This is a genomic window from Streptomyces sp. NPDC046805 (assembly GCF_040645355.1).
Classification (GTDB): Bacteria; Actinomycetota; Actinomycetes; order Streptomycetales; family Streptomycetaceae; genus Streptomyces.
The window spans coordinates 12,168-34,331 of the sequence record NZ_JBEYYC010000045.1 but is presented as its reverse complement, the minus strand read 5'-3'; the positions used below and the strand labels follow the sequence as shown (position 1 = coordinate 34,331).

The following is a 22,164-nucleotide window of genomic DNA, read 5'->3' as shown; positions in this document are numbered from 1 at the left end:
ACGGCGGTCAGGCGTGGAGCAGTTGGTTGAAGAAGGTCCGATACTGCTGGAGTGCCACGCGCAGTTCCTCCGTCTCGACCTTCTCCCCGCGGCTCCACTCGGCCTCGAGTTCCTTCTTGTGGTCGGCGAACGTCTCGGCCAAGGACTGGATCACGTCGGCCACCAGGGCGTCCGCCGAGTGGACCGCGTCCTTGGGGTCGTCGACGAAGGTGCCTTGGATCTCTTCCCAGCGGGCACGGTAGGACTCCGTGTCCTGGGGGTCGATCAGCGGTTCCGCGCCTTCCTCGACGGTTTCGGTGGCCTCGGCATCGTCCGTGACGTCGGCTCCTCGGTCACGCTCATCGGGCGCCTTCCACGCGCGCTCCCTGGCTGTGGCTTCGCCGGGATACTTGGGCCTGGTCTCGTCGGACGTGGTGTCCCGAGAAGGAGCGGGACGGGCCAGGTCCTCCGTCGTCAGTTGGGTCTGGGTTGTGCTTCGGTCGGTGTGCCGGTCTGACATGACAACTCGCTCCACGTCGATTGACTGCCCTGTCGATTGACTGCCCTGTTGACTCAGGCCGCGTCGTGCCGTGCGGTCCCCTCGCCACGGGCCGTGTAGTCGTGGTCGCCGGGGCTGCTGAGCAACTCCCGGAAAAGGGTGCGGTAGTGCACCATCGCGCCACGCAACTCCTCGGTGGTCGCGTCACCGCGCTTGTTGCGGAGACCGACGTCGTGGGCAGAGCGGTAGTTCTCCAGCGTGCGTGCGTGGTCGACGGAAAGGTCCTTGAGCTGCTGCTCGAACCCTTCCGTGGGGTAGCCGCGGTCCTTCATGAGCCGGGTGACCAGACGATCCGCGTCGTCGACGCTCCGGCCCGGCTGGTCCACGAAGTGTTCCTCGGTTCCCTTCCACTCCGCGGCGTAGCGCTCGCGGTCCTCCGGGGACAGTTCCCTGATGTCGAGATCCCGGTGTCGCTTCTCACGGGAGTGCAGTTCGCGCTCCGCCGACATCCGGCTGTCTCCGGCCGATACGGCACGGTCGTACTCGGGCCCGAACCGCGCCTTGAGATGGCGGCGGCGCACAACGAGTCCTGTACCCACGGCGATCAGAATCAGGATGATCACGATGGGAACGATGATGGCGACAAGTGTTTCAGTAGTGGTCATCGGACCTCCCCGTCAGTCCGTCGGTCGGGAGACCTTGCGCGTAATCCGTTACTTATCGGCTCGATCGCAAGGCCGGTCTCCGAGTACCCGGGCCATGCCTGACACACACAACTGGCCGCGGATTCGGCAATATCCGTGCATGGCCACATAGCTACATAGCTATCTGCGCGTGGAACTCCGCAGGCGCGTTCCGCGACTGGGGGTGATTGCACCGCATATGTGCGGGTACTCGGAGGGCGGCACCGGGCAGCCGGAAATCCGGCCGTGGACCGGTTGTCCGGCCGCGGACCGGTTGCCCGATCGAACAGGGAGATTCTCATGTCGCGACGACGATCTCCGGACATCTCGATCGGGGTGCCGCGTTCGCCTTCGGACGTGGTCGGCCACCGTCGGGAACGCATGGACCGGGACGGCACGAACTCCGAGCCGGTGACGGCACGTGGCCCGCTGGACCTGCGGATCGTGCTGGGTCTGGTCGGGTTGCTCGTCTTCCTGCTGGGTACGGCGCTCTTCGCCCTGTGGGCCCGGTCGTCGGCCGCGCACGCCACCCCGAGCTCCTCGGAGATCGGGGCCCTGGCCGCGCTCTGCGGCGTCCTCTCGCTGCTCGCGTTCGAGGACCTCGTGCTCATGGTGAGCCGCCGCGCCCGCGAGCGGTGCCGCCGACGCCGCGAGGAATGACCCGCCATGGCCGCGGCCGGCGGACGACGCGAAGTCCAGGACGGGGAGGGCTACGACGCCACGCCCTTCCTGCCGGATCGGCGCGCCGGTCTGCCCGGGCTGCGCAAGGCGGCCGCCGAGTGCCGGGGCTGCCCGCTGTACCGGGCGGCGACACAGACGGTGTTCGGTGAGGGCGACCCGCACGCGCGCGTGTTGCTCCTCGGTGAGCAGCCCGGCGACCAGGAGGACCGGCAGGGCAGGCCGTTCGTCGGCCCCGCGGGCAAGGTGCTGGAACAGGCCCTCGCGGACGCGGGTATCGATCCGGGACAGGCGTATGTCACCAACGCGGTCAAGCACTTCAAGTTCACCGTCCCGGAAGGCCGTAAGCGCCGTATCCACAAGGCCCCGACGCTGCGCGAGATGACGGCGTGCAAGCCCTGGCTCATGGCCGAACTGCGGCTCGTGTCACCGGAGGTGGTCGTCGCGCTCGGCGCAACGGCGGGCAAGGCCCTGCTCGGCAGCGGTTTCCGGGTGACCGAGCAACGCGGGGCGCTCCTCCCCTGGCCCGGCCTGGGCGACGAACACGGCGGGACCGAGGCCCGCGAGGACATCGGCGGGCTGGTGGCGACGATCCACCCGTCGGCGGTCCTGCGCGCCGACGACCGCAGGAAGGTCTACGAGGGTCTCGTCGCCGATCTGCGGCTCGTCGCGGAGGTCCTCGCGGACGGCGACCGGCGCGGCGGAGCCGAGAGGCACGGCGAGAGAGACGGGAGAGGCGGTACGGGCCGATGACGCTTCAGCATCCCGCCGACCGCGGCGGCAGCCGGCGCCCCACGTTCGAGCGACTGGCGGAGGGCGCGTCGACCTTCACCAGCAGCCCCGTGTTCTTCGCGTTCTGTCTGGCGCTCGTCGCGGCGATGGTGATCGTCCACGCCGTCGGTCTGGACATCGCGTGGCTGGTGTTCGTGGGGGACTGCATGACGGCGGTGACGCTGCTCCTGCTCGCCCTGCTGAAGAACTCCGAGCTACGGGCCGAACGCGCCATCCAGCGCAAGCTGGACGCGATCGCCGCCGCCCTGCTCGAAGCGCAGGAGGGCGAGCCCGGCAAGGCCCACGACGATCTCAGAAATGCCATCCGTATGGAGGAGGAGATCTGAGGAGGCCGGGAGATCGGGGTCTGGTCCGGGAGATCCGAGGAGGCGGAAGAGAGGGCAGGTATGCCGGAGTTGCCCGATGTCGAGGGCTTTCGCCATGTGCTGGACTCCTGCGGGCGGGGTCGGCGTGTCCGCCGCGTGGACGTCCGTGACGCGGGTGTGTTGCGCGGGGTCACCGCGAAGCGTCTGCGCCGGGAGGTGGAGGGGCGGCGGTTCGGTCGGCCGCACCGCCATGGGAAGTTGCTGCTCGCCCCGCTCGGCGACGGCCCCGTCCTCGTCTGGCACTTCGGCATGACCGGAGCGCTGCTGGCCGCCTCCGTGGACGATCCGTTCGACGCCCATGACCGGGTGGTCGTGACCCTCGACGACGAACGGCAGCTCCGCTACCGCGACCAGCGCAAGCTCCAGGGCATCCGGCTGGCCCGGACTCCGGAGGCGGTGGAGCGGATCCTGGCCCGACTGGGCCCCGACGCGCTGGACATGGGGCGTGGGCAGTTCCTGGAGTTGCTCGCCGGGCGGCGGGGGGCCGTCAAGGGCGTCCTGATGGACCAGTCCCTCATCGCGGGGCTCGGTAACCTGCTCAGCGACGAGATCCTCTGGCGGGCGGGCGTGGCCCCCGCGCGCCCGGCGCGGGATCTCAGCGCGGCCGAGGCACGTCATGTGTTCACGGCGATGCGGCGGGTGCTCGCCTCCGCGAACCGCGCCGCACGCGTGCCGCCGCGTCGTACGTGGCTCACCGGCCACCGCGACGACGACGTGGCGGCCTGCCCACGGTGCGGCGGCCGACTGCGCTCGCGCCGCGTCTCCGGGCGCCGCAGTGTCTGGTGCCCGCACTGCCAGCACTGATCCGCGGGGCGGCTCGGCGTCGGGGCTCAGCCGGAGGGCTCGTCGGGCACGGGCTGTTCCGGGTGCACCCCGGCCGACCGCGGGGCTCCCCGCGGGCCCGCGCCGGCCTCATCCACATCAGGTACGTCGCTCGTGCCCTGTTGATCAGGCATGGGGCCGTCGTCCGGACGGGGATCCCATCGATCGCTCTCGCCTGGTGCCTGTGTCTGCTGGTCGGGCGGGTCCCTCGGCACGGGCGGCGCCGACGGCTCGTCCCTCTCCCGGCGTTGCTCGCTCATGACTCCTCCTCATCGACGCACCCCCCTGCAGGCCTCCGCAAACAGCGGCGTTTCGCGGGTACCCAGGAACATCGCGCGCAATGCCGGGTACCCGGAACACGGCGTGTCCCCGCCATCCACGCCAGGACGCGGCCGACGCCATCGGCCGAACTGGCCGCCCGGCAGAGGGGTACTCGCCCGGCGCGTTCCTCTACGTTCCGGAACCGGACACGCCGCAGTTCTCATGGGTACTGTGCCGACTGCCCCACCGCCCGCAGGCCGTCCCGCCGATCTACCAGCCCGAGGGTCGCGGCACGGGCCATCGTCCACGCGGCCGGTCGTCCCGGGCGCACTCGCCTGCGCGGCCCTGGCCCTGCCCGCACTCCGGCGCCGGGGCACCCGACGCGGTTCCGGGTGATGCCGCCGTACCTCCCGAGGAACGTAGCGGCTGCGCTCACTCGTTGGCCCGGGCCGCGCTGATGTCCGCGAGCACGGAGCCGGGATCGCGCTGAACGGCCAGGTCGCCCAGGGAGATGATGCCGACGGGCCGGTCCTCCTCGACCACGGGGACCCGGCGGACGGCCCGCTCCCGCATCAGGGCGAGGACCTCGTCGACATCGTCGTCCGGGGTGACCGTGACGAGTTCTTCGCTGCAGGCGTTCGCCACGGTGCGGTCGTTGATCCTTCCGCCCTCCGCCATGACGCGCAGGACCAGATCCCGGTCGGTCACCACGCCGCGCAGCCGGCCGTCCTCGACGACCAGCACGTCACCGACGTCCTCGCTCCGCATCAGCTGGGCGACATCGATCACCGACGTCAGCGGGTCCACCATGACGAGGTCCGTGGTCATGATCTCGCGAGCATGCTGGGTCATGCGTCCTCCCTCCACGCCGGGACCACGGGGACGCCGCTTCCGCGTCCCCATCCGCGCCCCCGGGTACCCGCAGCCCCTGTCACAGAACATCCGGAACCCTGAAGCGTCCGGAGTCGTCACATACGTCACGATGCCTGGGCGGCGTGGCTGCGGGCTCCGGCGCGCGAGAGCGCCGCGACCAGTTCCTCGCGGTTCATCGAGGAGCGGCCGGGGATGTCGGCGTCGGCCGCCAGGTCGTACAGCTCCGCCTTGGTCAACGAGTCGAGGGAGGCGGAGCCTCGCTTGCCGCCCTTCGTCGACTTCGCCCGGTCCACGCTGGCCCGGAGCGCGTCCATCAGGTCCACGACGTTGGTGGCCCGCGCCGGCTGTTCGGACTTCTCGACCGTCTCCCCCTTCTTCTTGGCCTCGACCAGGTCCTGGACCTTTTCCTGGAAGGTGTCGTGGAATTCCTGCGGGTCCCACTCCATGCTCAACGAGTCGATCAACTGCTCGGCCATCTTCAGCTCACGGTCGGCCAGCTTGATACGCCCCGGAAGGTGATCGATCTCCGTGTGCGGATCCCGGATCTCGTCCGCCCAGTGCAGGGTGTGCAGGGTCAGAATCCCGGCTTCGGCTTTCACGGCGACCAGATACTCCCGGTTGCGCATGACGAACGTGGCGATTCCCGCCTTTCCCGAGCGCTCCAGCGCCTTCTCCAGGAGCGCGTAGACCTTCTCGTACTGCTCGCTCTTGGGGCCCAGGTAGTACGTCTTGTCGAAAAAGACGGGCTCGACGTCCTCCAGATCGACGAAACCGGTGATCTCGAGCTCGCGGGACCGGCCGGGCGCGATGTCCTCCAGTTCCTCGGGCTCGACGATCACGTACTCGTCGCCCGCGTCGACTCCTTTGACGATCTCGTCCAGCGGCACCTCGTCGCCGGTGCGCTCGTTCACACGCTTGTTGCGCACCCGGTCGGAGGTGCCGCGCTGAAGTTGGCGGAATCGGATGGTGTGGCTGTCCGTGGCCGCGAACAGTTGAACCGGCAAGGAGACCAAGCCGAAGGTCAGAGCCCCGTTCCACACAGCCCGTGCCATGTCTCCGCCTCGAGGAAGCCTCGGACGTCACCAGTAGTGGCGACGGCCACCGACGGCGTGACCCACCAGTCCGAGAATCCAGAGGATGAGTCCGATAACCAACAGGATGATGCCGATCGTCCACAGGATGCCGATTCCCGTGAGGAATCCGACGACCAGCAGAATGATCCCGAGAATGATCATTTCAACCTCCAGGGAAATACTCCGGGGAAAGGTGAGGCGAATGTGGCTCGGCCCTTGTTCTCGGCCTTCTTTCTGTCTCCTGGCCACACCCCGAGTACCCGGATCGGCACGATGCATACGGCCTTTCCGCACTCGGTCATTCCCGCCGCATACGGACATCCCTCCAACGGCGGACAGTGAAGCGTGGTGGCGACGGCCGCTCGGTTGCCGCCGGTACCGTCGCCGACGGCCGTGAAGGAGGACGATGACCGAAGCCGCGGAACACGCCGACACAGCTCCCACGCCCCGCTCGGCGGCGTCGTCGTCACTGGGCCGCACACTGCTGAACTGGGCGACGACGACCGACCACAAGGTGATCGGCCGGCTGTACATGGTGACGGCGTTCAGCTTCTTCCTGCTGGGTGGGCTGCTGGCCCTGGGGATGCGTGCCGAACTCGCCCGTCCGGGGATGCAGTTCATGAGCGACCTCGCCTACAACCAGCTCTTCACGGTCCACGGCACGATCATGATGCTGCTGTTCGCGACGCCGATGTTCGCCGGTTTCGCGAACGCCGTGATGCCGCTGCAGATCGGTGCCCCGGACGTGGCCTTCCCGCGGCTGAACGCCCTGTCGTACTGGATGTACCTGTTCGGCGGCCTGATGGTGGTGTCCGGTTTCGTGGTGCCGGGCGGCGCCGCGTCCTTCGGCTGGTTCGCGTACGCGCCGCTGAACAGTGCGTACTACTCCCCCGGTGCGGGCGGTGACCTGTGGGTGATGGGTCTGGTGGTCACCGGCGTGTCCACCACCCTCGGCGCGGTCAACTTCATCACCACGATCCTGTGCCTGAGGGCACCGGGCATGACGATGTTCCGGATGCCGATCTTCACGTGGAACGTGCTGTTCACGTCGATCCTCGTGCTGCCGGCCTTTCCGGTGCTCACGGCCGCGCTGCTGTGCCTGGAGGCGGACCGGAAGTTCGGCGCCCACGTCTTCGACGCGGCGAACGGCGGGGCGATCCTGTGGCAGCACCTGTTCTGGTTCTTCGGGCATCCCGAGGTCTACATCGTCGCGCTGCCGTTCTTCGGGATCGTCACGGAGATCATCCCGGTGTTCTCCCGCAAGCCGCTCTTCGGCTATCTGCCGATGATCGGCGCGACCATCCTCATCACCATGCTGTCCGCGGTGGTGTGGGCGCACCACATGTTCGTGACCGGCGCGGTGCTGCTGCCCTTCTTCTCGCTGATGTCGTTCCTGATCGCGGTGCCGACGGGGATCAAGTTCTTCGCCTGGATCGGCACCATGCACCGTGGGTCCCTGTCGTTCGAGACGCCGATGCTGTGGTCGTTGGGCTTTCTGGTGTCGTTCCTCCTGGGCGGGTTGAGCGGGGTGCTCATCGCGTCGCCGCCGATCGACTTCCATGTCACCGACTCGTACTTCATCGTGGCGCATCTGCACTACGTCCTGTTCGGGACGGTCGTCTTCGCGATGTTCGCCGGGTTCTACTTCTGGTGGCCGAAGTTCACCGGCAGGCTGCTCGACGAGCGGCTCGGCAAGGTGCACTTCTGGCTGCTGTTCCCCGCGTTCCAGCTGACGTTCCTGGTCCAGCACTGGCTGGGCGCGGAGGGCATGCCCCGCCGGTACGCCGACTATCTGGCCGCCGACGGCTTCACCCTGCTCAACACCATCTCGTCCATCGGGGCGTTCCTGCTCGGCATCTCCACCCTGCCGTTCCTGTACAACGTCTGGCACACCGCCAGATACGGCGAGCGGGTCACGCGGGACGACCCCTGGGGCTACGGCCGTGCGCTGGAGTGGGCGACGGGGTGCCCGCCTCCGCGGCACAATTTCGTGGCCCTGCCGCGCATCCGGTCGGAGTCGCCCGCGTTCGATCTGCACCACCCGGAGATCGCCCGGTGGGCGGAGGCGGCCGAGAAGGAGCTCGGGGCGGGAGGGCGGCGGTGAAGGCCGAGTCTCTGCTCTTCGGTGGTGTGGCGGCGTTCTTCGGCGGTTCCGCCGCCCTCTACGCCTGGTGGTCCCACGCGGACCCGGCCGGTACGGCGGCGCTGGTGGTCGCGTGTCTGATGGGCGCCCTGGTGTCGTTCTTCTGCTTCGTGCAGTACCGGCGCAAGGGGCGCCGCCCGCAGGACCGTACGGACGCCGAGGTCGCCGATTCCGCCGGGCCGCTGGAGTTCTTCCCGCCCGCGAGCACGTGGCCGCTGGTGACGGCGCTGGGCTTCGCCGTCCTGTGCACGGGCGTGGTCTACGGGCTGTGGCTGTTCCTCATCGGTTTCGGCGTTCTGGCACGTGGCGTCCTTGGTCTGGTGTTCCAGTACGCTCGCCGGGAGCCGGGGCGGCGGGGCTGATCGGAGCCCGCGGGGCGCCGGGCCGGAACGTCTCGACGGGCAGGTGGTCGCTCTCGTACCCGCCGGACACGGTCTGCCGCACCTCGCCGCTCTCCACCCCCTTGGCCAGTCGCTCCTGCTCCGCCTCCAGCAACGATCCGCACAGCCGCCGGGTGAGCAGGAACGCGAGGATCGGACCGGCCACCAGGGAGATCCGGAAGATCCAGGTCAGGGCGTTGAGGGAGATCCGGAAGCTGAGGGCGGCGATGTCGTTGGACCCCGCCAGCAGCAGGACAGCGAAGAACGTGATGGCCGCCGCGCCGAGCCCGGTGCGCACGGGTCGCTCGCGCGGCCGGTCGCACAGGTGGTGCTCCTGTCGCCACTCCCCCGTCACGCGCTGCTCGACGAAGGGATACGCGTAGAGCACGAGGAACAGCAGCCCCGGGAGTACGACGGCGGGCAGCAGCACGTTCCACATGATGGTGTGGCCGGCGACCACGGTCTCCCAGGCCGGCATGAGCCGGAGCGCGCCCTCGAGGAAGCCGACGTACCAGTCGGGCTGGGAGCCGGTCGACACCTGCTCGGGGCGGTAGGGCCCGAACAGCCACACGGGGTTGATCTGAGCGAGTGCGCCGAGCACGAACAGCAGCCCGGCGACCATGAAGGACAGCCCGCCGGAGGACGCCATGAACTGCGGGAACAGGGGCTTGCCGACGGCGTTTCGGTTCGTCCGGCCCGGGCCGCGCCAGTGCGTGTGCTTGAGATAGAACACCAGGATCAGGTGGACGGTGACCAGCGCGATCAGCACGCCCGGCACCAGCAGCACATGCACGCTGTACAGCCGCGGCACGATGACGTGGCCGGGAAACTCGCCTCCGAAGAAGAAGAAACTCACGTACGTCCCCACGACCGGCAGGGACAGCATGATGCCCTGTGCGATGCGCAACCCCGTGCCGGACAGCAGGTCGTCGGGGAGCGAGTAACCGGCGAAGCCCTCGGCGAGGGCGAGCACCAGCAGGGTGACGCCGATGACCCAGTTCATCTCGCGCGGCCTGCGGAAGGCGCCGGTGAAGAAGATCCGGAGCATGTGCAGTCCGATGGCGCCGACGAAGACCAGCGCCGCCCAGTGGTGCGCCTGCCGGACGAGGAGGCCGCCGCGCACGTCGAAGCTGATGCGCAGGGTGGAGTCGAAGGCCGCGGACATGCGTACCCCCCGCAATGGCAGGTACGTGCCGTCGTACACCACTTCGCGCATTTCGGGCTGGAAGAACAGGGTCAGCCACACCCCGGTCAGGACGAGGACGATCAGGCTGTAGAGGGCCAACTCCCCGAGGAGGAAGGACCAGTGGTCGGGGAATGCCTTGCGCAGCAGCGTGCCGCCGCCGTCGTACAGCGGAAGCCGCCGGTCCACCGCGTCGGCGAGGCGCTCCCCCGCGGGGCGTGCCTCGGACCGCTCCTCGCGTGCCACAGAACGTCTCCTTCCGCCGCGGCGACAGCCCGCTTCTCGACATCCCTTGCCCGGGGTGACGTGCCGCGCGCGGCGAAACACTCGTGCGATCCGGTTGCGGCACCCCATCGGGTGATATGGGGGCCCGGGAGCATCGCGGGCCGTGAACTGCCTGTTCAGCGCAGCGAGATCCGCGAAATGGCCGACTGTCCGGCCCCGTGAGACTATGAATCGATAGCTCCGGGGAACCCTCTCGTCATGTCCGTCTGCGACGAGGAGCTGCCGCGATGCAGAAGCTGCACAAGCTGATCGACCAGATCGAAGGCCTGACCACACTTGACGACGTCTGCCAGAAGACCGCCGGCTGGGTGATGCGGGCGACGCGCTGCGACACGGTCAAGAACGCGCTGTCGGGCACCTGGCTGGGCCACGCGCTCCACCCCATACTGACGGATCTGCCCATCGGCGCCTGGGCCATGGCCTCCCTCGTGGACGTGACCGCGGGCAAGGACGGGGCCCGGGCGGCGCGTGGTCTCGTCGGCGCCGGGCTGCTCGCCGCGCTTCCGGCCGCGGCGTCGGGAGCGTCCGACTGGTCCGACACGTACGGCGGATCGCAGCGGCTCGGCTTCGTGCACGCCGCGGGCAACGGGGCGGCGACCGTCGTGCAGGCGGCGTCCTGGGTGGCCCGGCGGCGCGGACGGCACTGCACCGGGGCGGCGCTGAGCGGGCTGGGGCTGGGCCTCACCGTCGGCGCCGCCTACTTGGGCGGGCATCTGACGCTCGTCCAGGGCATCGGTGTCAGCCACACCGCGTTCCAGGAGCCCGTCACCGACTGGACCGACGTCGCGGCGGCGACCGCCCTGAGCGACGACATCCCCCTGCGGGTCACCGCGGACGGAGTGCCGGTGGTACTGGTCCGGCACGACGGGGATTTGTACGCGCTCTCGGCCACCTGCACCCACGCCGGAGGCCCGCTCGACGAGGGCGAGATCGTGGGCGACGGCTGTATCCGCTGCCCCTGGCACGGCAGCGAGTTCCGGCTGGCGGACGGGGAGGCGACGCGCGGACCGGCGTCGGTCGACGAGCCGGCCTGGGAGGTCAAGGTCGACGACGGCCGCGTGTACGTACGCTCCGCGACGGCCTGACGAAGGAGCCCTGTCCAAGGCCTGATCGGAGCGGGAATGGCGCAGCAGTTCGCCGTCGGAGACCACGTCCGGTGGAACTCGGAGGCCGGATACGTCGAAGGCGTCATCATCAAGAAGCACACGCACGACGTGGAGTTCAAGGGGTACACGCGTCACTGCAGTGAGAGCGACCCGCAGTACGAGATCAAGAGCGACAAGACCGATCACATCGCCATGCACAAGGGCGGCGCCCTGACGAAGGTCCCGAGGGCAGGATGACGAACCGTATCTATACGGTGGGGCATTCGACGCGCGACTTCGACGACATGCTGGAGATGCTGCGGAACAACGACATCACCTGTCTGGTCGACGTGCGTTCGTTCCCCTCGTCGAGGAAGTTCCCGCACTGGAACCAGTCGGAGATCATCGACGCGCTGCCTCCCGACATCGGATACCGGTGGATCCCGAAACTCGGCGGCCGGCGCCACACCCCCAAGGGCGTGCCGAGCGCCAACGGCGCATGGCGGGTCAAAGCCTTCCGTGACTACGCCGACTACATGGACAGCGACGAGTTCAGGGAAGGCCTGGACGAGCTGCTGGAGCTGGCCGAGCACGAGCGGCCGGCGATCATGTGCAGCGAGGCGGTGCCGTGGCGCTGCCATCGCCGGCTGATCACGGATGCGCTGATCGTCGCGGGCGCGGAGGTGGTGGACATCATGTCGCCCACGACGGCGAAGCCGGCGTCCCTCGACCGGCACGCCCATGTCGAGAACGGGCATCTGACCTACCCGCCTCCGCCTGAGCTGCCGTCGTCCTGAGCCGTCGTCACCCGGGCGACGGGGGCAGTTTCTGCTCGGTCCAGACGGTCTTGCCCTCTTCGGTGTAGCGGGTTCCCCAGCGTTCGGTGACGTTCGCGACGATGAAGAGGCCGCGTCCGCCCTCGTCGGCGGGGCGGGCATGGCGCAGATGGGGCGCCGTGCTGTTCTCGTCCGACACCTCGCAGGTGAGCACGCGGTCGAGGATCAGCCGCAGTTGCAGCGGTCCGCTCGCGTGCACCACGGCGTTGGTCACCAGCTCGCTGACGATCAGTGAGGTGTCGAAGGCGATGTCCTGCAGGCCCCAGGCCTCGAGCTGTTGGCGTGCCAGCGTGCGGGCGGTGTGGACGATCTCGGATTCGGGCGGCAGCGTCCACGAGGCGACGTGGTCGGCGGCCAGGCGGTGGGCGCGCGCCAGCAGCAGTACGGCGTCGTGGTCGGTCCGCGCGGGCACGAGTGCTTCGGTCACCGCCTCGCAGGTCTCCCGCAGGGAGCGGTTCGGGTGCGAGATCAGGCGCTCCAGCTGGGCCAGGGTCTGCGCCGGCGGGTGCCCGGCGGCGGTGAGGAGACCCTCGGTGTACAGCGCCAGCACGCTGTTGTCGGTGAGGCCGATCTCGGTGTTCTCGTACGAGGCTCCGCTCACGCCCAGCGGTGGGCCGGTGAAGGCGGTGACGGGGGTGGCGTCCCCGCCGGGGCTGAAGAGCAGCGGCGGGGTATGACCGGCCAGGGCGAGCGTGCACCGCTGGGAGACGGGGTCGTACACGGCGTAGGCACAGGTGGCGCCGGTGGGCCGGTCGCCCATGGGATAGTCGGTGGGCGTGGAGTAGGCGGCCTCCTCCACGAAGCGGACGACCATGTCGTTGAGCCGGGCGAGCAGTTCGTCGGGAGCGAGGTCCAGTGCGGACAGGCTGAGCCCCGCGGTACGGATGCCGCCCATCGCGGCGGCGGCGTGGATGCCGCTTCCCTTCACGACGCCCACGACCAGGGCCACGCGCGCTCCCGACAGGGGGATCACGTCGAACCATTCCCCGCCCTGGGTGCTGGGTACGTAGGCGCAGGCGGCGTCGACCGCGCTGAGGGAGGGCAGGTCGGCCGGGAGCAGCGTGCGCTGCAGGGTGCGGGCGGCGGCCTGCTCGCGGGTGTACTTCCTGGCGTTGTCCATGTAGAGGGCCGCGCGGCCGGCGATCTCGGTCAACAGCGTCAGGTCGTCCTCCTCGAACGGGGCGGGGTTGGCCCACCGGTAGAAGCCGGCGACGCCGATCACGACTCCGCGGGCGGCCAGCGGGACGACGAGCAGGGAATGGACACCGGCGTCGATGAGGCGGCGGGCCCTCTCCGTGTCGTGCAGCATCCAGTCGCCGTCCTGCTCCATGCGCCGGATCAGGCGGGGCTGCAGGTCGGTGAGCGTGCGGGCGTATGCGGGCAGCAGGGCGAGCCCGTTCAGCTCGCCGACGAGTCGTCTGTCGGGGCCGTCGGTCTCCGCGGAGCTGAACGCGACGCGCTCGGCGGCGCGGCCCGCGGCGGTCGCGGGTACGGGCTCGCCGCCGCGCAGGACGGACTCGAGGATGTCGACGACGACCGTGTCGGCGATGTCGGGGACGGCGAGGTCGGCGAGTTCCTGAGCGGTCTGCACGAGATCGAGGTCGGACCCGATGACCGTGCTGGCGCGCTGCAGCAGGTCCAGGCGGCCGTGGGAGCGCACGCGATCGGTGACGTCGACCGTGAAGACGGTGACGCCCACGCGCTCCTGACGGGCGTTTTGAATCCTGAAGGCCGAGAGCGCCAGGGTGCGCTCATGCGGGCGACCGGCGTCGGCCTGCGGGTGTCCCCCGCAGTTCGTAGTCCGTCACCGGCTCGCCCGAGTCCAGGACGCGGACCAGGATCCGCTCGACCGTGTCGCCGCCGAACGCCGCGTACACCTCACCGGCCGTCCGGCCTATGAGGTATTCGGTGGACACCCCGTGTGCTCGACCGGCCGCGGCGTTGATCCGGCGCAGCCGCAGATCGACGTCGAAGACGTACATGCCGACAGGGGATTCCGTGAACAGGCCCTCCAGTTGCCTGTCCTGGAGTAGGGGTTGCTGTGCTTCGGGAGATGGCTGATCGCCGTACACCGCGCGCGACCGCCCCTCCTCACCTGTCACGGCGCCCAGCGGCCGTTGGGCTGGCGGCGCTCGCGCGGCTGCTGGCCCTTGCTGGGCTGCTGCTCCTTCGGCTGCCGGACCGCCGCCTGGGGGGTCTGCGAGTGGAAGTAGAGCAGCTTGCCCTGTCCTCGTGCACCGATGCCGTGGTGGCCCTTTACCGGAGAGTTCTTCCGCATGACTCGACTCCTCGCGATGTCGCGTCGGCTCCACGCGTCCGGAAAGTCCCGATCGTGCCTTCCGTAGGTATTCACGGTACGCCGCCCCTGCCGAGCGAGCGACCAGGCCGGAAGGCGACCAGCGGGGTGCGCCGCGTCGCCCGTACGGCCCCTCCGAGGCGCCTTGGAGGTGATCTTTCCGCGGGGCAGGAGACGGGACGCGCGGCTCATGGAGCGGGTCGCACGGGACACCGGACGAGGAGGTCGCGGTTACTCTCCGGTCGGAGGTCTCCCCCTGCGTGTCCCAGGGATCAGTGCGACTCTGAAATCGTGCATACCTCTGATCTGACCCCCGAAATCCGGGCCGCCCTGAGCAAGCCGCGGCCGTATCCCGCGATCACGTTGGTCCTGCCGACCGATCCGGATTTCCCCTTCAGCGAGAAGGACCGCATTCTGCTGCGCGACCTCGTCACCGAGGCCAAGCGGCGGCTGGCGGACGACCCCGACGTGGAGCGGGACGCGAGGTTGGAGTTGCGGGACCACCGGCTGGACCCCTCGGCCATCGAGGAGGAGGGCGACCCCTTCCACCCCGACGACGCCATGGTGGTCTATGTGGCGGCGAACGAGCCGGTCCAGGTGTGGCGGATGACCTCGCTCGCACCCGTGGAGCCACGGGTGGAGTTCGCCACGAAGTTCCTGACGCGGTACCTCGTGGCCGCCGAGCAGCGCTCGCGGCCGTATCTGGTGCTCGTCCTGGACCAGGACATGTGCCGGCTCTTCCACGGGTCGGTCCGGCGACTGGCGCAGGTGGAGCACGACGGGTGGCCGGACGCACCGAAGATCCCCTCGCCCGAGGACGCGATGCCCGGGCTGATCCCGCACTCGGCGCCGTACGAGGGGCACGAGGAGCGGGTCGAGCAATATCTGCGCACCGTGGACAAGCGGCTGGGCGAGACGCTCAGGGAGCACAACGGTGTGCCGCTGTTCGTCATCGGCGGCGACAAGATCCTCTCGCTGTTCAAGGGGCTCACCGGCCACGGGAAGCGGATCACCGGGACGTTGCCGCTGACCGGCATGGACAACTGGCCGGTGCCCGAGCTGGCGAAGCGGCTGCAGCCGATGGTCGCGGACTTTCACGCGAAGCAGGTCGCCGAGGCCGTGGCCGAACTGGACGAGGCCCGCGGGCAGGGCAAGTACGTCGGCGGCCCGCCCGAGGTGTGGACGGCGGTCGCCGACAAACGGGTGCACCGGCTGCTGGTGGAGGAGGGGTTGGTGCTGGCAGGCCGGATCACCAGGGACGACAGGGAACTGGAGCTCGTGGAGGTGGAGAAGCCGGTGACCCTGCCGGAGCCGAAGCCGGATGTCGAGCCGCCCGCGCACACCTTCGGGGTGGCCACCGACATCGTCGAGCAGCTCGTGGACAACGCGATCGCGGGAGACGCCCGGGTGCTGTTCGTCCCCGACGGGACGCTTCCGGCGGCGGGTGGCGTGGCGGCGCTGCTGCGGTACTGATCCACCGGCTCCGCTCCCCCACTCGTCCGCGGGCGCCCACCGCAGGCTTTAGCTCTACACAACCTTGACGCATGCAGCGTTTCCTGTAGAGGATTTTCTCCGTCGGCACCCGTACCGGCGCGAGGAGGCGCTCGTCATGGTGGGGTCGGTAGTGTCCTTCGATCGCAGCCCGGATGCGTACCGGCACTGGAGGCTGCGTACGGACGGCCCGGTGGCGTGGCTGGAGTTGGACGTCGACGAGCGGGGCGGTCTGCTCCCGGGCTATGAACTGAAGCTCAATTCCTACGACTTGGGCGTGGACATCGAGCTGTACGACGCGCTGCAGCGCCTGCGGTTCGAACACCCCGGCGTGCGCGCGGTGGTGGTGACCAGCGCCAAGGAGAAGGTGTTCTGCGCGGGGGCCAACATCCGCATGCTGGCGGAGTCCCCGCACCACTGGAAGGTCAACTTCTGCAAGTTCACCAACGAGACCCGTAACAGCATGGAGGACGCCTCCGCGCACTCCGGGCTGACGTTCATCGCGGCGGTCAACGGCTCCTGCGCGGGCGGCGGTTACGAGCTCGCCCTGGCCTGCGACCGGATCCTGCTGATCGACGACAACGCCTCGGCAGTGGCGCTGCCCGAGGTGCCGCTGCTCGGCGTGCTGCCCGGCACCGGCGGGCTGACCCGGCTGGTCGACAAGCGCCGGGTGCGCAAGGACCTGGCCGATCTGTTCGCCACTCGCAGCGCCGGGGTGCGGGGCAAGACGGCGGTGGACTGGCGGCTGGTCGACGAGATCGTGCCGCGCCGGGACTTCCGTACGCTCGTCGAGCAGCGCGCCCTGGAGGCGGCCGAGCACAGCATCCGCCCCTCCGCCGGTGCCCGCGGCATCCGACTGACGCCGCTGGAGCGGGAGGTGACCGAGGACGGCATCACGTACACCACGGTGCGCGCCGCCTACGACCGCTCCCTCGGCCTGGTCCACGTCACGGTCCGCGGTCCGGCCGGGGACGCCCCGGCCGACGCGGACGCCCTCCACCGACAGGGCGCGCAGGCCTGGCTGCTGGCCGTCACCCGTGAACTCGACGACCTGATCCTGCGGTTGCGGACGAACGAGCCCGAGCTGGGGACCTGGGTGCTGCGTACCGAGGGCGATCCCGCGCGGGTGCTGGCCCACGAGCAGGCCGTGCTCGGTGCCGCCGACGGCGACTGGCTGGCGCGCGAGATCGTGCACTACTACAAGCGCACCCTGAAGCGGCTCGACGTCACCAGCCGCAGCCTGGTCGCGCTGGTGGAGCCGGGCAGTTGCTTCGCCGGGCTGCTGCTGGAACTCGCCCTGGCCTGCGACCTGCAGTACATGCTGGACGGCCCGCCGCCCGACGACCCCGACAGCACCGACCGGGCCACCCTGACCCTGTCCGAGGCCAACTTCGGCACCTTCCCCATGGGCAACGGGCTGTCCCGCCTGAAGTCCCGCTTCTACGGGGACGACGACCACCTCGACTGGCTGCGCCGGGAGACGGGGCAGGAGCTGAGCGCCGTACGGGCTCGTGAGGCGGGCCTGGTCACCGACGCGCCGGACGACATCGACTGGGAGGACGAGGTTCGCCTGGTGCTGGAGAGCCGGGCCGCCCTCAACCCCGACGCCCTGACCGGCATGGAGGCCAACCACCGCTTCGTCGGCCCCGAGACGATGGAGAGCAAGATCTTCGGCCGGCTCAGCGCCTGGCAGAACTGGATCTTCACCCGCCCCAACTCCTCCGGCCCCGAGGGCGCGCTGCGCCGCTACGGCACCGGTCGGAAGGCGGTCTACGACCGGAAGCGAGCGTGACCCGTGCCCACGAAGATCGACTACGACGCGAAGATCCCCAACAACGTCGCCCTCGCCGACGACCGCCGTCTGCAGCGCGCCCTGGAGAGCTGGCAGCCCGCGTTCCTCACCTGGTGGTCCGAGATGGGCCCGGCGCTGGAGAACCGCGGCGTCTATCTGCGGACCGCGGTGTCCGTCGGCCGGGACGGCTGGGCGCACTTCGACCACGTCCGGCCGCCCGACTACCGGTGGGGCATCTTCCTCGCGGAACGCGACCCCGACCGCCGTATCGCCTTCGGCGAGCACCAGGGCGAGCCGGTCTGGCAGCAGGTGCCCGGCGAGTACCGCGCCGAGCTGCAGCGGCTGATCGTGATCCAGGGCGACACCGAGCCGGCCTCCGTCGAACAGCAGCGCCTGCTGGGCCTGACCGCCCCCAGCCTGTACGACCTGCGCAACCTCTTCCAGGTCAACGTGGAGGAGGGCCGCCACCTGTGGGCGATGGTCTACCTGCTGCACGCCTACTTCGGCCGGGAAGGACGCGAGGAGGCCGAGGCGCTGCTGCACCGCAACTCCGGCAGCCCCGACGCGCCGCGCATCCTCGGCGCGTTCAACGAGGAGACCGCCGACTGGCTGGCCTTCTTCATGTTCACGTACTTCACCGATCGGGACGGCAAGTACCAGCTCGGCTCGCTCAAGGAGAGCGCCTTCGATCCGCTCTCGCGGACCTGCTCCTTCATGCTCAAGGAGGAGGCCCACCACATGATGGTCGGCACCACCGGCGTCGACCGGGTGGTCGCCCGCAGCGCCGAGCTGGTGCGCGAGCACGACACCCTGGACATCGCCGCGTGCGGCGGCATCCCGCTGGACGTCATCCAGAAGTACATCAACTTCCACTACACGGTCTCCCTGGACCTGTTCGGCAGCGAGACCTCCACCAACGCCGCGAACTACTACACCGCCGGGCTGAAGGGCCGCTGGCGCGAAGAGCGCCGCCGGGACGACCACCGGCTCACCGAGGACAGCGCCTTCCTGGACCGCCCGCACGACGACGGCACCTGGTCGCAGGACGAGGTCCCCGCGCTGCTCGCCCTCAACCTCGACCTGCGCGACCAGTACATCGCCGACTGCGAGACCGGCGTGACCCGGTGGAACCGGATCCTCGCGGACCACGGCATCGACGTCCGCCTCCGGCTGCCGCACCCCGGCTTCAACCGGGACGTCGGCCTCGCCGCCGGTCACCACGTCGCGCCCGACGGCACGGTCGTCGACGAGCACACCTGGGAGCTGAACCGGTCCCGCTGGCTGCCCACCGCGGAGGACCTCGCCTTCGTACGGTCGCTGATGCGGCCCGTCCACGAGCGCGGCAGGATCGCCTCCTGGGTGGCGCCGCCGACAGCCGGCATCAACGGCAAACCGTTCGACTACGCGTACGTGCACCTGGTCTGAGCCGCACAGCGCGCCCCGCCGGTGCCAGGCCGTGGTCTCACTCCGGCTCGTGCCGCGCGGTCAGCTCCGCCCAGCGCCGTAGCGCCGCAGGACTCCACTCCGCGTGTCGGTCGTGGAAGAGTGCGGCCGCCGAGGCGCCGCTCCAGTCGGCCGGCAGCAGCTTCGCGGGGAGCCTCGGGTCGAGAAAGGGGAAGCGGCGCCATTCGTGCACCAGCATGGTCTGGGCGTGCAGGACGGCGTCGCCGTCGGCCGGGTGCGGCCTCGTGAACGCGTCGATGAACGCCGCGTAGCGTTCCGCCAGCTCGCTGAGGTCCCAGGCGCGGGTCACCATGGCCGCCTCACTGCCCAGCGCGCCGTGGGTGGCGGTGAAGGACAACGCGTCGTCGGCGAGGCCGAGTTCCTTCAGGACGCCGAGCGCCTCCGCCTCGCGAGCGGCGTGGGGAGTTATCCACACGCCGGGCTCCGGGGAGCCGAAGCCGGCCCAGCTGAGCCGTGTGCGCACCCGGTGCCTGAGATCGCGCCTGGCCTCCGGCACCGAGACCAGGACCACCAGCCAGGTGCCGTCCCAGGCGCACTCGCCGCCGACGTCGTAGATGCGCTCCGCGCCCTCGGTGAGCAGCCGCCGCCCCGGCGGGGTCAGCGCCCAGCGCACCCGGCGGCCCAGCCGCTCGGGCGCCAGCCAGCCCTCCGCCGCCGTCCGGGCGAGCGCCTGACGGGCCGACTTCTCCTCGACGCCGAAGACCGCCAGCGCGTCCACGAGGACCGAGGTCCACACCGGCTCGCCCCGGGGCAGGACGTACTCGCCGAGCATCGTCATCAGCAGTGACCGTGCGCTGGCGTCACCGAGCTCCCGGCGCCTGCTGACCGCCGGCTGCACGACATCCACGCCATCAGCGTATCCGGGGCACCCCGTTCCCCTCCCGAGTTGCCCAAAGCGTGCACGTGACCGAGTGTCAGCAGCAGAGAGGAGGTGAGCGACGTGGTGTCCCATGGGGGCGATGCGGAGGGCGGGCGCGGCCGAGGGCGCCGGGCGGGCGGCTCGTCGGCGCCGGGCGACCGGCCGGGGCGGTCCGCGCGGCTCCCGTCGGGCGGCCGCGCCGGTCGCGAGGCGTACGCCGGCCGGATGACCTCGGCGGCCGAGCATACGGTGCCGTGGCTGCGCGTCGCCGCGGCCTACTCCTGGCGCCTCATTCTCGTCGGCATCGTCGTCTACGGCGCCTTCACCGTCCTCGGCCGCTTCCATCTCATCGCCGTGGCGCTGTTCCTCGCACTCGTCATCACGTCGGTCCTGCACCCCGTCGCCGACGTCCTGGACCGGGTGCTACCGAGGTCCCTGAGCGTCGCGGTGGCGCTCGTCGGCAGTGTGCTGCTGCTGTTCGGCCTGCTCGCTCTCGTGGGCGACACGGTGGCGGACGAGGCGACGGCGCTGTCGGGCCAGTTCCGGGGCGGCATCCACCGGATCGAACTGTGGCTCCAGCGCCCGCCGTTCCGGCTCAGCCCGGCCAAACTGGCGGATCTGCAGCGCCAGGTGACGGACTACCTCAACACACACCGGGCGAATCTGCTCAGCAGCGCCCTCAGCGGTCTCGGCAGGGTCGTCGAGCTGGTCGCCGGAGCGGCGCTCGCGCTCTTCTCCTCCGTCTTCTTCATCCACTCCGGCGAGCGCCTGTGGGCCTGGGTACGGGACGAGCTGCTGCCGAGGCGTGCCCGGCCGGCCTGGGACCGTGCGGGGCGCGCGGCCTGGCAGACGTTCGCCGGGTACACCCGCGGCATCATCATCGTGGCCGCCACCAACGCCGTCCTCGTCGGCGCCGCCCTGCTCGCGCTGCGGGTGCCGCTCGCGCTGCCGCTGGCGCTGCTGGAGTTCTTCGCCGCGTTCGTGCCGCTGGTGGGCTCGCCGGTGGCGCTCGGGGTGGCCACCGTGGTGGCCCTCGCCGGGCGCGGGCCACTCACGGCTCTGGCCGTGCTGGTGCTCATCGTCGTCATCGGCCAGATCGAGGGCCATGTGCTGCACCCGCTGGTCATGAGCTGGGCGGTGCGCCTCCATCCACTCGTCGTCGCCCTGTCCGTCATCGCGGGCAGCATCGTCGCGGGCGTCATCGGCGCCATCGTGGCCGTCCCGTTCATCTCCGTCGTCTGGGCGGTGCTGCGCACACTCCGGACGACGCCGCCGTAGGTCCGCCGTCGCGGCGCTACGCGCGCGGCTCGCGGCCCGACGCCCGCGGCACGGGCTTGTCGCCGTGGGACGTGGCGGGCACCTGTACGGTGTCGAGGATGGCATCGCCGTACAGGTCCTGCAGCCAGTTGATCTGGTAGATGGTGTCGAGGTAGCGCTCGCCGAGGTCGGGAGCGACGGCGACCGCGGTGACGTTCTGCGCGTCGTGCCGGGCCAGCCAGTCCATCGCGCCGCTGACCACCGTTCCGGTGGAGCCGCCGAACAGGAACCCGCGGCGGGCCAGCCGGTGGCAGGTGCGGATGGTGTCCGCCTCCTCGACCCGGATCACCTCGTCCACGTAGGACTCGTCCAGCAGCGGCGGGCGCATGCTCATGCCCAGGCCGGGAATCATGCGGCGTCCGGGCGGGCCGCCGAAGGCCACCGAGCCCACGCTGTCCACGGCGACGATCCGCACCGGTCGGTGCCACTCGCGGAAGTAGCGCGCGCAGCCCATCAGGGTGCCGGTGGTGCCCGCCCCGATGAACACCACGTCGAGCTGCGGGAACTGCTCGGCGATCTCCGGAGCCGTCGTGCGGTAGTGCGCCCGCCAGTTGCCCGCGTTGGTGTACTGGCTGAGCCACACATAGCGCTCGTCGGACGCGCACAGCGAGCGGACGTAGTCGATCCGCTTGCCGAGGAAGCCGCCGTTGGCGTCCAGGTCGGCGATGATGTGCACCTCGCTGCCCAGCGCCTCCATCAGCAGCCTGGTCGACAGGTTGCAGCGCGCGTCCGTCACGCACAGGAAGCGGTATCCCTTGCTCGCGGCGATCATGCTGAGCGCCACGCCCAGGTTCCCGGACGAGGACTCGACCAGGATCGAGTCCGGCCTCAGGGTTCCGTCGCGCTCGGCGGTCTCCACCATCTCGGTCGCGGCCTTCAGCTTGATGGAGCCGGCGAAGTTGAATCCCTCGCACTTCAGGTACAGACGCCGTCCGAGTACCGGCTGGAGATCGACGTAGAGCCGGCTTTCGTTGAAGCCATGAGGAGTGGATATGACGGGCACGGTGG

24 protein-coding genes and 1 pseudogene are annotated in these 22,164 nt (G+C 70.0%); 14 read left to right on the top strand and 11 right to left on the bottom strand.

The window, feature by feature from the left end:
- Positions 1–7: 7 nt before the first annotated feature.
- Together ABZ910_RS33340 and ABZ910_RS33335 are read right to left on the bottom strand one after the other, a co-directional pair.
- Positions 8–499 carry a hypothetical protein gene (locus ABZ910_RS33340; RefSeq protein WP_361372645.1) on the bottom strand — a complete coding sequence of 164 codons (492 nt, stop codon included), beginning with the start codon at positions 497–499 and terminating at the stop codon, positions 8–10.
- Positions 500–552: 53 nt separating this feature from the next.
- Positions 553–1,143 carry a hypothetical protein gene (locus ABZ910_RS33335; RefSeq protein WP_361372643.1) on the bottom strand — a complete coding sequence of 197 codons (591 nt, stop codon included), beginning with the start codon at positions 1,141–1,143 and terminating at the stop codon, positions 553–555.
- 318 nt (positions 1,144–1,461) lie between these two features.
- Between ABZ910_RS33335 and ABZ910_RS33330 the strand changes: the two genes are divergently transcribed.
- The 5 genes and pseudogenes from ABZ910_RS33330 to ABZ910_RS33310 all read left to right on the top strand — a co-directional run.
- The gene (locus tag ABZ910_RS33330) at positions 1,462–1,821 is read left to right on the top strand and encodes a DUF6343 family protein (protein WP_361372641.1); all 360 of its coding nucleotides are present in this window, start codon (positions 1,462–1,464) and stop codon (positions 1,819–1,821) included.
- A gap of 6 nt (positions 1,822–1,827) precedes the next feature.
- On the top strand, positions 1,828–2,592 hold the full coding sequence (locus ABZ910_RS33325; protein ID WP_361372639.1) for a UdgX family uracil-DNA binding protein: 765 nt from the start codon (positions 1,828–1,830) through the stop codon (positions 2,590–2,592).
- Positions 2,589–2,957, top strand: a complete 369-nt coding sequence (locus tag ABZ910_RS33320; RefSeq protein ID WP_361372637.1) for a hypothetical protein — start codon at positions 2,589–2,591, stop codon at positions 2,955–2,957. The genes ABZ910_RS33325 and ABZ910_RS33320 overlap by 4 nt, the downstream gene beginning before the upstream one ends.
- A 60-nt stretch (positions 2,958–3,017) precedes the next feature.
- Positions 3,018–3,800, top strand: coding sequence for a DNA-formamidopyrimidine glycosylase family protein (locus ABZ910_RS33315; protein WP_361372635.1), 783 nt, complete (start codon positions 3,018–3,020; stop codon positions 3,798–3,800).
- 466 nt (positions 3,801–4,266) lie between these two features.
- Positions 4,267–4,393: pseudogene (locus tag ABZ910_RS33310) on the top strand (short-chain dehydrogenase); the annotation flags it as partial.
- A 118-nt stretch (positions 4,394–4,511) separates the two neighbouring features.
- Here the strand turns inward: ABZ910_RS33310 and ABZ910_RS33305 are convergent.
- The 3 genes from ABZ910_RS33305 to ABZ910_RS33295 form a co-directional block, all read right to left on the bottom strand.
- Positions 4,512–4,931 (bottom strand): CBS domain-containing protein, encoded by a 420-nt coding sequence (locus tag ABZ910_RS33305; protein WP_361372633.1) that lies wholly within the window; start codon positions 4,929–4,931, stop codon positions 4,512–4,514.
- A 125-nt stretch (positions 4,932–5,056) separates the two neighbouring features.
- On the bottom strand, positions 5,057–6,004 hold the full coding sequence (locus ABZ910_RS33300; protein WP_361372631.1) for a Ku protein: 948 nt from the start codon (positions 6,002–6,004) through the stop codon (positions 5,057–5,059).
- A gap of 27 nt (positions 6,005–6,031) precedes the next feature.
- Positions 6,032–6,187, bottom strand: coding sequence for a DUF6131 family protein (locus ABZ910_RS33295; protein ID WP_361372629.1), 156 nt, complete (start codon positions 6,185–6,187; stop codon positions 6,032–6,034).
- A 244-nt stretch (positions 6,188–6,431) separates the two neighbouring features.
- Between ABZ910_RS33295 and ctaD the strand changes: the two genes are divergently transcribed.
- Positions 6,432–8,129 (top strand): cytochrome c oxidase subunit I, encoded by a 1,698-nt coding sequence (gene ctaD, locus ABZ910_RS33290; RefSeq protein WP_361372627.1) that lies wholly within the window; start codon positions 6,432–6,434, stop codon positions 8,127–8,129.
- Positions 8,126–8,530, top strand: a complete 405-nt coding sequence (locus tag ABZ910_RS33285) for a cytochrome c oxidase subunit 4 (RefSeq protein WP_361372625.1) — start codon at positions 8,126–8,128, stop codon at positions 8,528–8,530. Before ctaD ends, ABZ910_RS33285 begins: the two co-directional genes overlap by 4 nt.
- Here ABZ910_RS33285 and ABZ910_RS33280 read toward each other — a convergent pair.
- Entirely contained in the window at positions 8,448–9,977 is a 1,530-nt protein-coding gene (locus tag ABZ910_RS33280; RefSeq protein WP_361372623.1) for a ubiquinol-cytochrome c reductase cytochrome b subunit, read from the bottom strand. The genes ABZ910_RS33285 and ABZ910_RS33280 overlap by 83 nt on opposite strands.
- Positions 9,978–10,243: 266 nt before the next feature.
- Between ABZ910_RS33280 and ABZ910_RS33275 the strand changes: the two genes are divergently transcribed.
- The 3 genes from ABZ910_RS33275 to ABZ910_RS33265 are packed head-to-tail and all read left to right on the top strand — an operon-like array spanning position 10,244 to position 11,898.
- Positions 10,244–11,101 (top strand): Rieske 2Fe-2S domain-containing protein, encoded by an 858-nt coding sequence (locus tag ABZ910_RS33275; protein WP_361372621.1) that lies wholly within the window; start codon positions 10,244–10,246, stop codon positions 11,099–11,101.
- Between the two features lie 36 nt (positions 11,102–11,137).
- Positions 11,138–11,359, top strand: coding sequence for a DUF2945 domain-containing protein (locus ABZ910_RS33270; protein WP_361372619.1), 222 nt, complete (start codon positions 11,138–11,140; stop codon positions 11,357–11,359).
- Entirely contained in the window at positions 11,356–11,898 is a 543-nt protein-coding gene (locus tag ABZ910_RS33265; protein ID WP_361372617.1) for a DUF488 domain-containing protein, read from the top strand. Before ABZ910_RS33270 ends, ABZ910_RS33265 begins: the two co-directional genes overlap by 4 nt.
- Before the next feature lie 7 nt (positions 11,899–11,905).
- Here ABZ910_RS33265 and ABZ910_RS33260 read toward each other — a convergent pair whose 3' ends face one another.
- Genes ABZ910_RS33260 through ABZ910_RS33250 form a run of 3 tightly spaced genes read right to left on the bottom strand, consistent with a single transcriptional unit; the run spans position 11,906 to position 14,215 of the window.
- Positions 11,906–13,636 (bottom strand): SpoIIE family protein phosphatase, encoded by a 1,731-nt coding sequence (locus ABZ910_RS33260; protein ID WP_361372615.1) that lies wholly within the window; start codon positions 13,634–13,636, stop codon positions 11,906–11,908.
- Positions 13,637–13,688: 52 nt separating this feature from the next.
- Positions 13,689–14,009 carry a PAS domain-containing protein gene (locus ABZ910_RS33255; protein ID WP_361372673.1) on the bottom strand — a complete coding sequence of 107 codons (321 nt, stop codon included), beginning with the start codon at positions 14,007–14,009 and terminating at the stop codon, positions 13,689–13,691.
- 26 nt (positions 14,010–14,035) lie between these two features.
- Entirely contained in the window at positions 14,036–14,215 is a 180-nt protein-coding gene (locus tag ABZ910_RS33250) for a hypothetical protein (RefSeq protein WP_361372613.1), read from the bottom strand.
- A 309-nt stretch (positions 14,216–14,524) separates the two neighbouring features.
- Between ABZ910_RS33250 and ABZ910_RS33245 the strand changes: the two genes are divergently transcribed.
- The 3 genes from ABZ910_RS33245 to boxB all read left to right on the top strand — a co-directional run bounded on the left by ABZ910_RS33245 (position 14,525) and on the right by boxB (position 18,941).
- Positions 14,525–15,706 (top strand): hypothetical protein, encoded by a 1,182-nt coding sequence (locus ABZ910_RS33245; protein WP_361372611.1) that lies wholly within the window; start codon positions 14,525–14,527, stop codon positions 15,704–15,706.
- Between the two features lie 136 nt (positions 15,707–15,842).
- Positions 15,843–17,516, top strand: coding sequence for a 2,3-epoxybenzoyl-CoA dihydrolase (gene boxC, locus ABZ910_RS33240; RefSeq protein WP_361372609.1), 1,674 nt, complete (start codon positions 15,843–15,845; stop codon positions 17,514–17,516).
- A gap of 3 nt (positions 17,517–17,519) precedes the next feature.
- Positions 17,520–18,941, top strand: coding sequence for a benzoyl-CoA 2,3-epoxidase subunit BoxB (gene boxB, locus ABZ910_RS33235; protein ID WP_361372607.1), 1,422 nt, complete (start codon positions 17,520–17,522; stop codon positions 18,939–18,941).
- Positions 18,942–18,978: 37 nt separating this feature from the next.
- On the opposite strand, the gene ABZ910_RS33230 is transcribed toward boxB, so the two are convergent.
- Positions 18,979–19,827: a PaaX family transcriptional regulator C-terminal domain-containing protein gene (locus tag ABZ910_RS33230; protein ID WP_361372605.1), complete on the bottom strand. Its 849-nt coding sequence runs from the start codon at positions 19,825–19,827 to the stop codon at positions 18,979–18,981.
- 237 nt (positions 19,828–20,064) lie between these two features.
- On the opposite strand from ABZ910_RS33230, the gene ABZ910_RS33225 reads away from it, so the two are divergent.
- Positions 20,065–21,117, top strand: coding sequence for an AI-2E family transporter (locus ABZ910_RS33225; protein ID WP_361372671.1), 1,053 nt, complete (start codon positions 20,065–20,067; stop codon positions 21,115–21,117).
- A 16-nt stretch (positions 21,118–21,133) separates the two neighbouring features.
- On the opposite strand, the gene sbnA is transcribed toward ABZ910_RS33225, so the two are convergent.
- Positions 21,134–22,159, bottom strand: coding sequence for a 2,3-diaminopropionate biosynthesis protein SbnA (gene sbnA / locus ABZ910_RS33220; RefSeq protein WP_361372603.1), 1,026 nt, complete (start codon positions 22,157–22,159; stop codon positions 21,134–21,136).
- Positions 22,160–22,164 lie beyond the last annotated feature (5 nt).

What these genes read in the sequence shown, in the direction of transcription:
- ABZ910_RS33315 (WP_361372635.1), top strand. Translation starts at nt 3,018, where the DNA reads ATGCCGGAGTTGCCCGATGTCGAGGGCTTTCGCCATGTGCTGGACTCC.
- ABZ910_RS33305 (WP_361372633.1), bottom strand. Translation starts at nt 4,931, where the DNA reads ATGACCCAGCATGCTCGCGAGATCATGACCACGGACCTCGTCATGGTG.
- ABZ910_RS33335 (WP_361372643.1), bottom strand. Translation starts at nt 1,143, where the DNA reads ATGACCACTACTGAAACACTTGTCGCCATCATCGTTCCCATCGTGATC.
- ABZ910_RS33330 (WP_361372641.1), top strand. Translation starts at nt 1,462, where the DNA reads ATGTCGCGACGACGATCTCCGGACATCTCGATCGGGGTGCCGCGTTCG.
- ABZ910_RS33300 (WP_361372631.1), bottom strand. Translation starts at nt 6,004, where the DNA reads ATGGCACGGGCTGTGTGGAACGGGGCTCTGACCTTCGGCTTGGTCTCC.
- ABZ910_RS33295 (WP_361372629.1), bottom strand. Translation starts at nt 6,187, where the DNA reads ATGATCATTCTCGGGATCATTCTGCTGGTCGTCGGATTCCTCACGGGA.
- ABZ910_RS33265 (WP_361372617.1), top strand. Translation starts at nt 11,356, where the DNA reads ATGACGAACCGTATCTATACGGTGGGGCATTCGACGCGCGACTTCGAC.
- ABZ910_RS33340 (WP_361372645.1), bottom strand. Translation starts at nt 499, where the DNA reads ATGTCAGACCGGCACACCGACCGAAGCACAACCCAGACCCAACTGACG.
- ctaD (WP_361372627.1), top strand. Translation starts at nt 6,432, where the DNA reads ATGACCGAAGCCGCGGAACACGCCGACACAGCTCCCACGCCCCGCTCG.
- ABZ910_RS33320 (WP_361372637.1), top strand. Translation starts at nt 2,589, where the DNA reads ATGACGCTTCAGCATCCCGCCGACCGCGGCGGCAGCCGGCGCCCCACG.
- boxC (WP_361372609.1), top strand. Translation starts at nt 15,843, where the DNA reads ATGGTGGGGTCGGTAGTGTCCTTCGATCGCAGCCCGGATGCGTACCGG.
- ABZ910_RS33325 (WP_361372639.1), top strand. Translation starts at nt 1,828, where the DNA reads ATGGCCGCGGCCGGCGGACGACGCGAAGTCCAGGACGGGGAGGGCTAC.
- ABZ910_RS33225 (WP_361372671.1), top strand. Translation starts at nt 20,065, where the DNA reads ATGACCTCGGCGGCCGAGCATACGGTGCCGTGGCTGCGCGTCGCCGCG.
- ABZ910_RS33250 (WP_361372613.1), bottom strand. Translation starts at nt 14,215, where the DNA reads ATGCGGAAGAACTCTCCGGTAAAGGGCCACCACGGCATCGGTGCACGA.
- ABZ910_RS33275 (WP_361372621.1), top strand. Translation starts at nt 10,244, where the DNA reads ATGCAGAAGCTGCACAAGCTGATCGACCAGATCGAAGGCCTGACCACA.
- ABZ910_RS33270 (WP_361372619.1), top strand. Translation starts at nt 11,138, where the DNA reads ATGGCGCAGCAGTTCGCCGTCGGAGACCACGTCCGGTGGAACTCGGAG.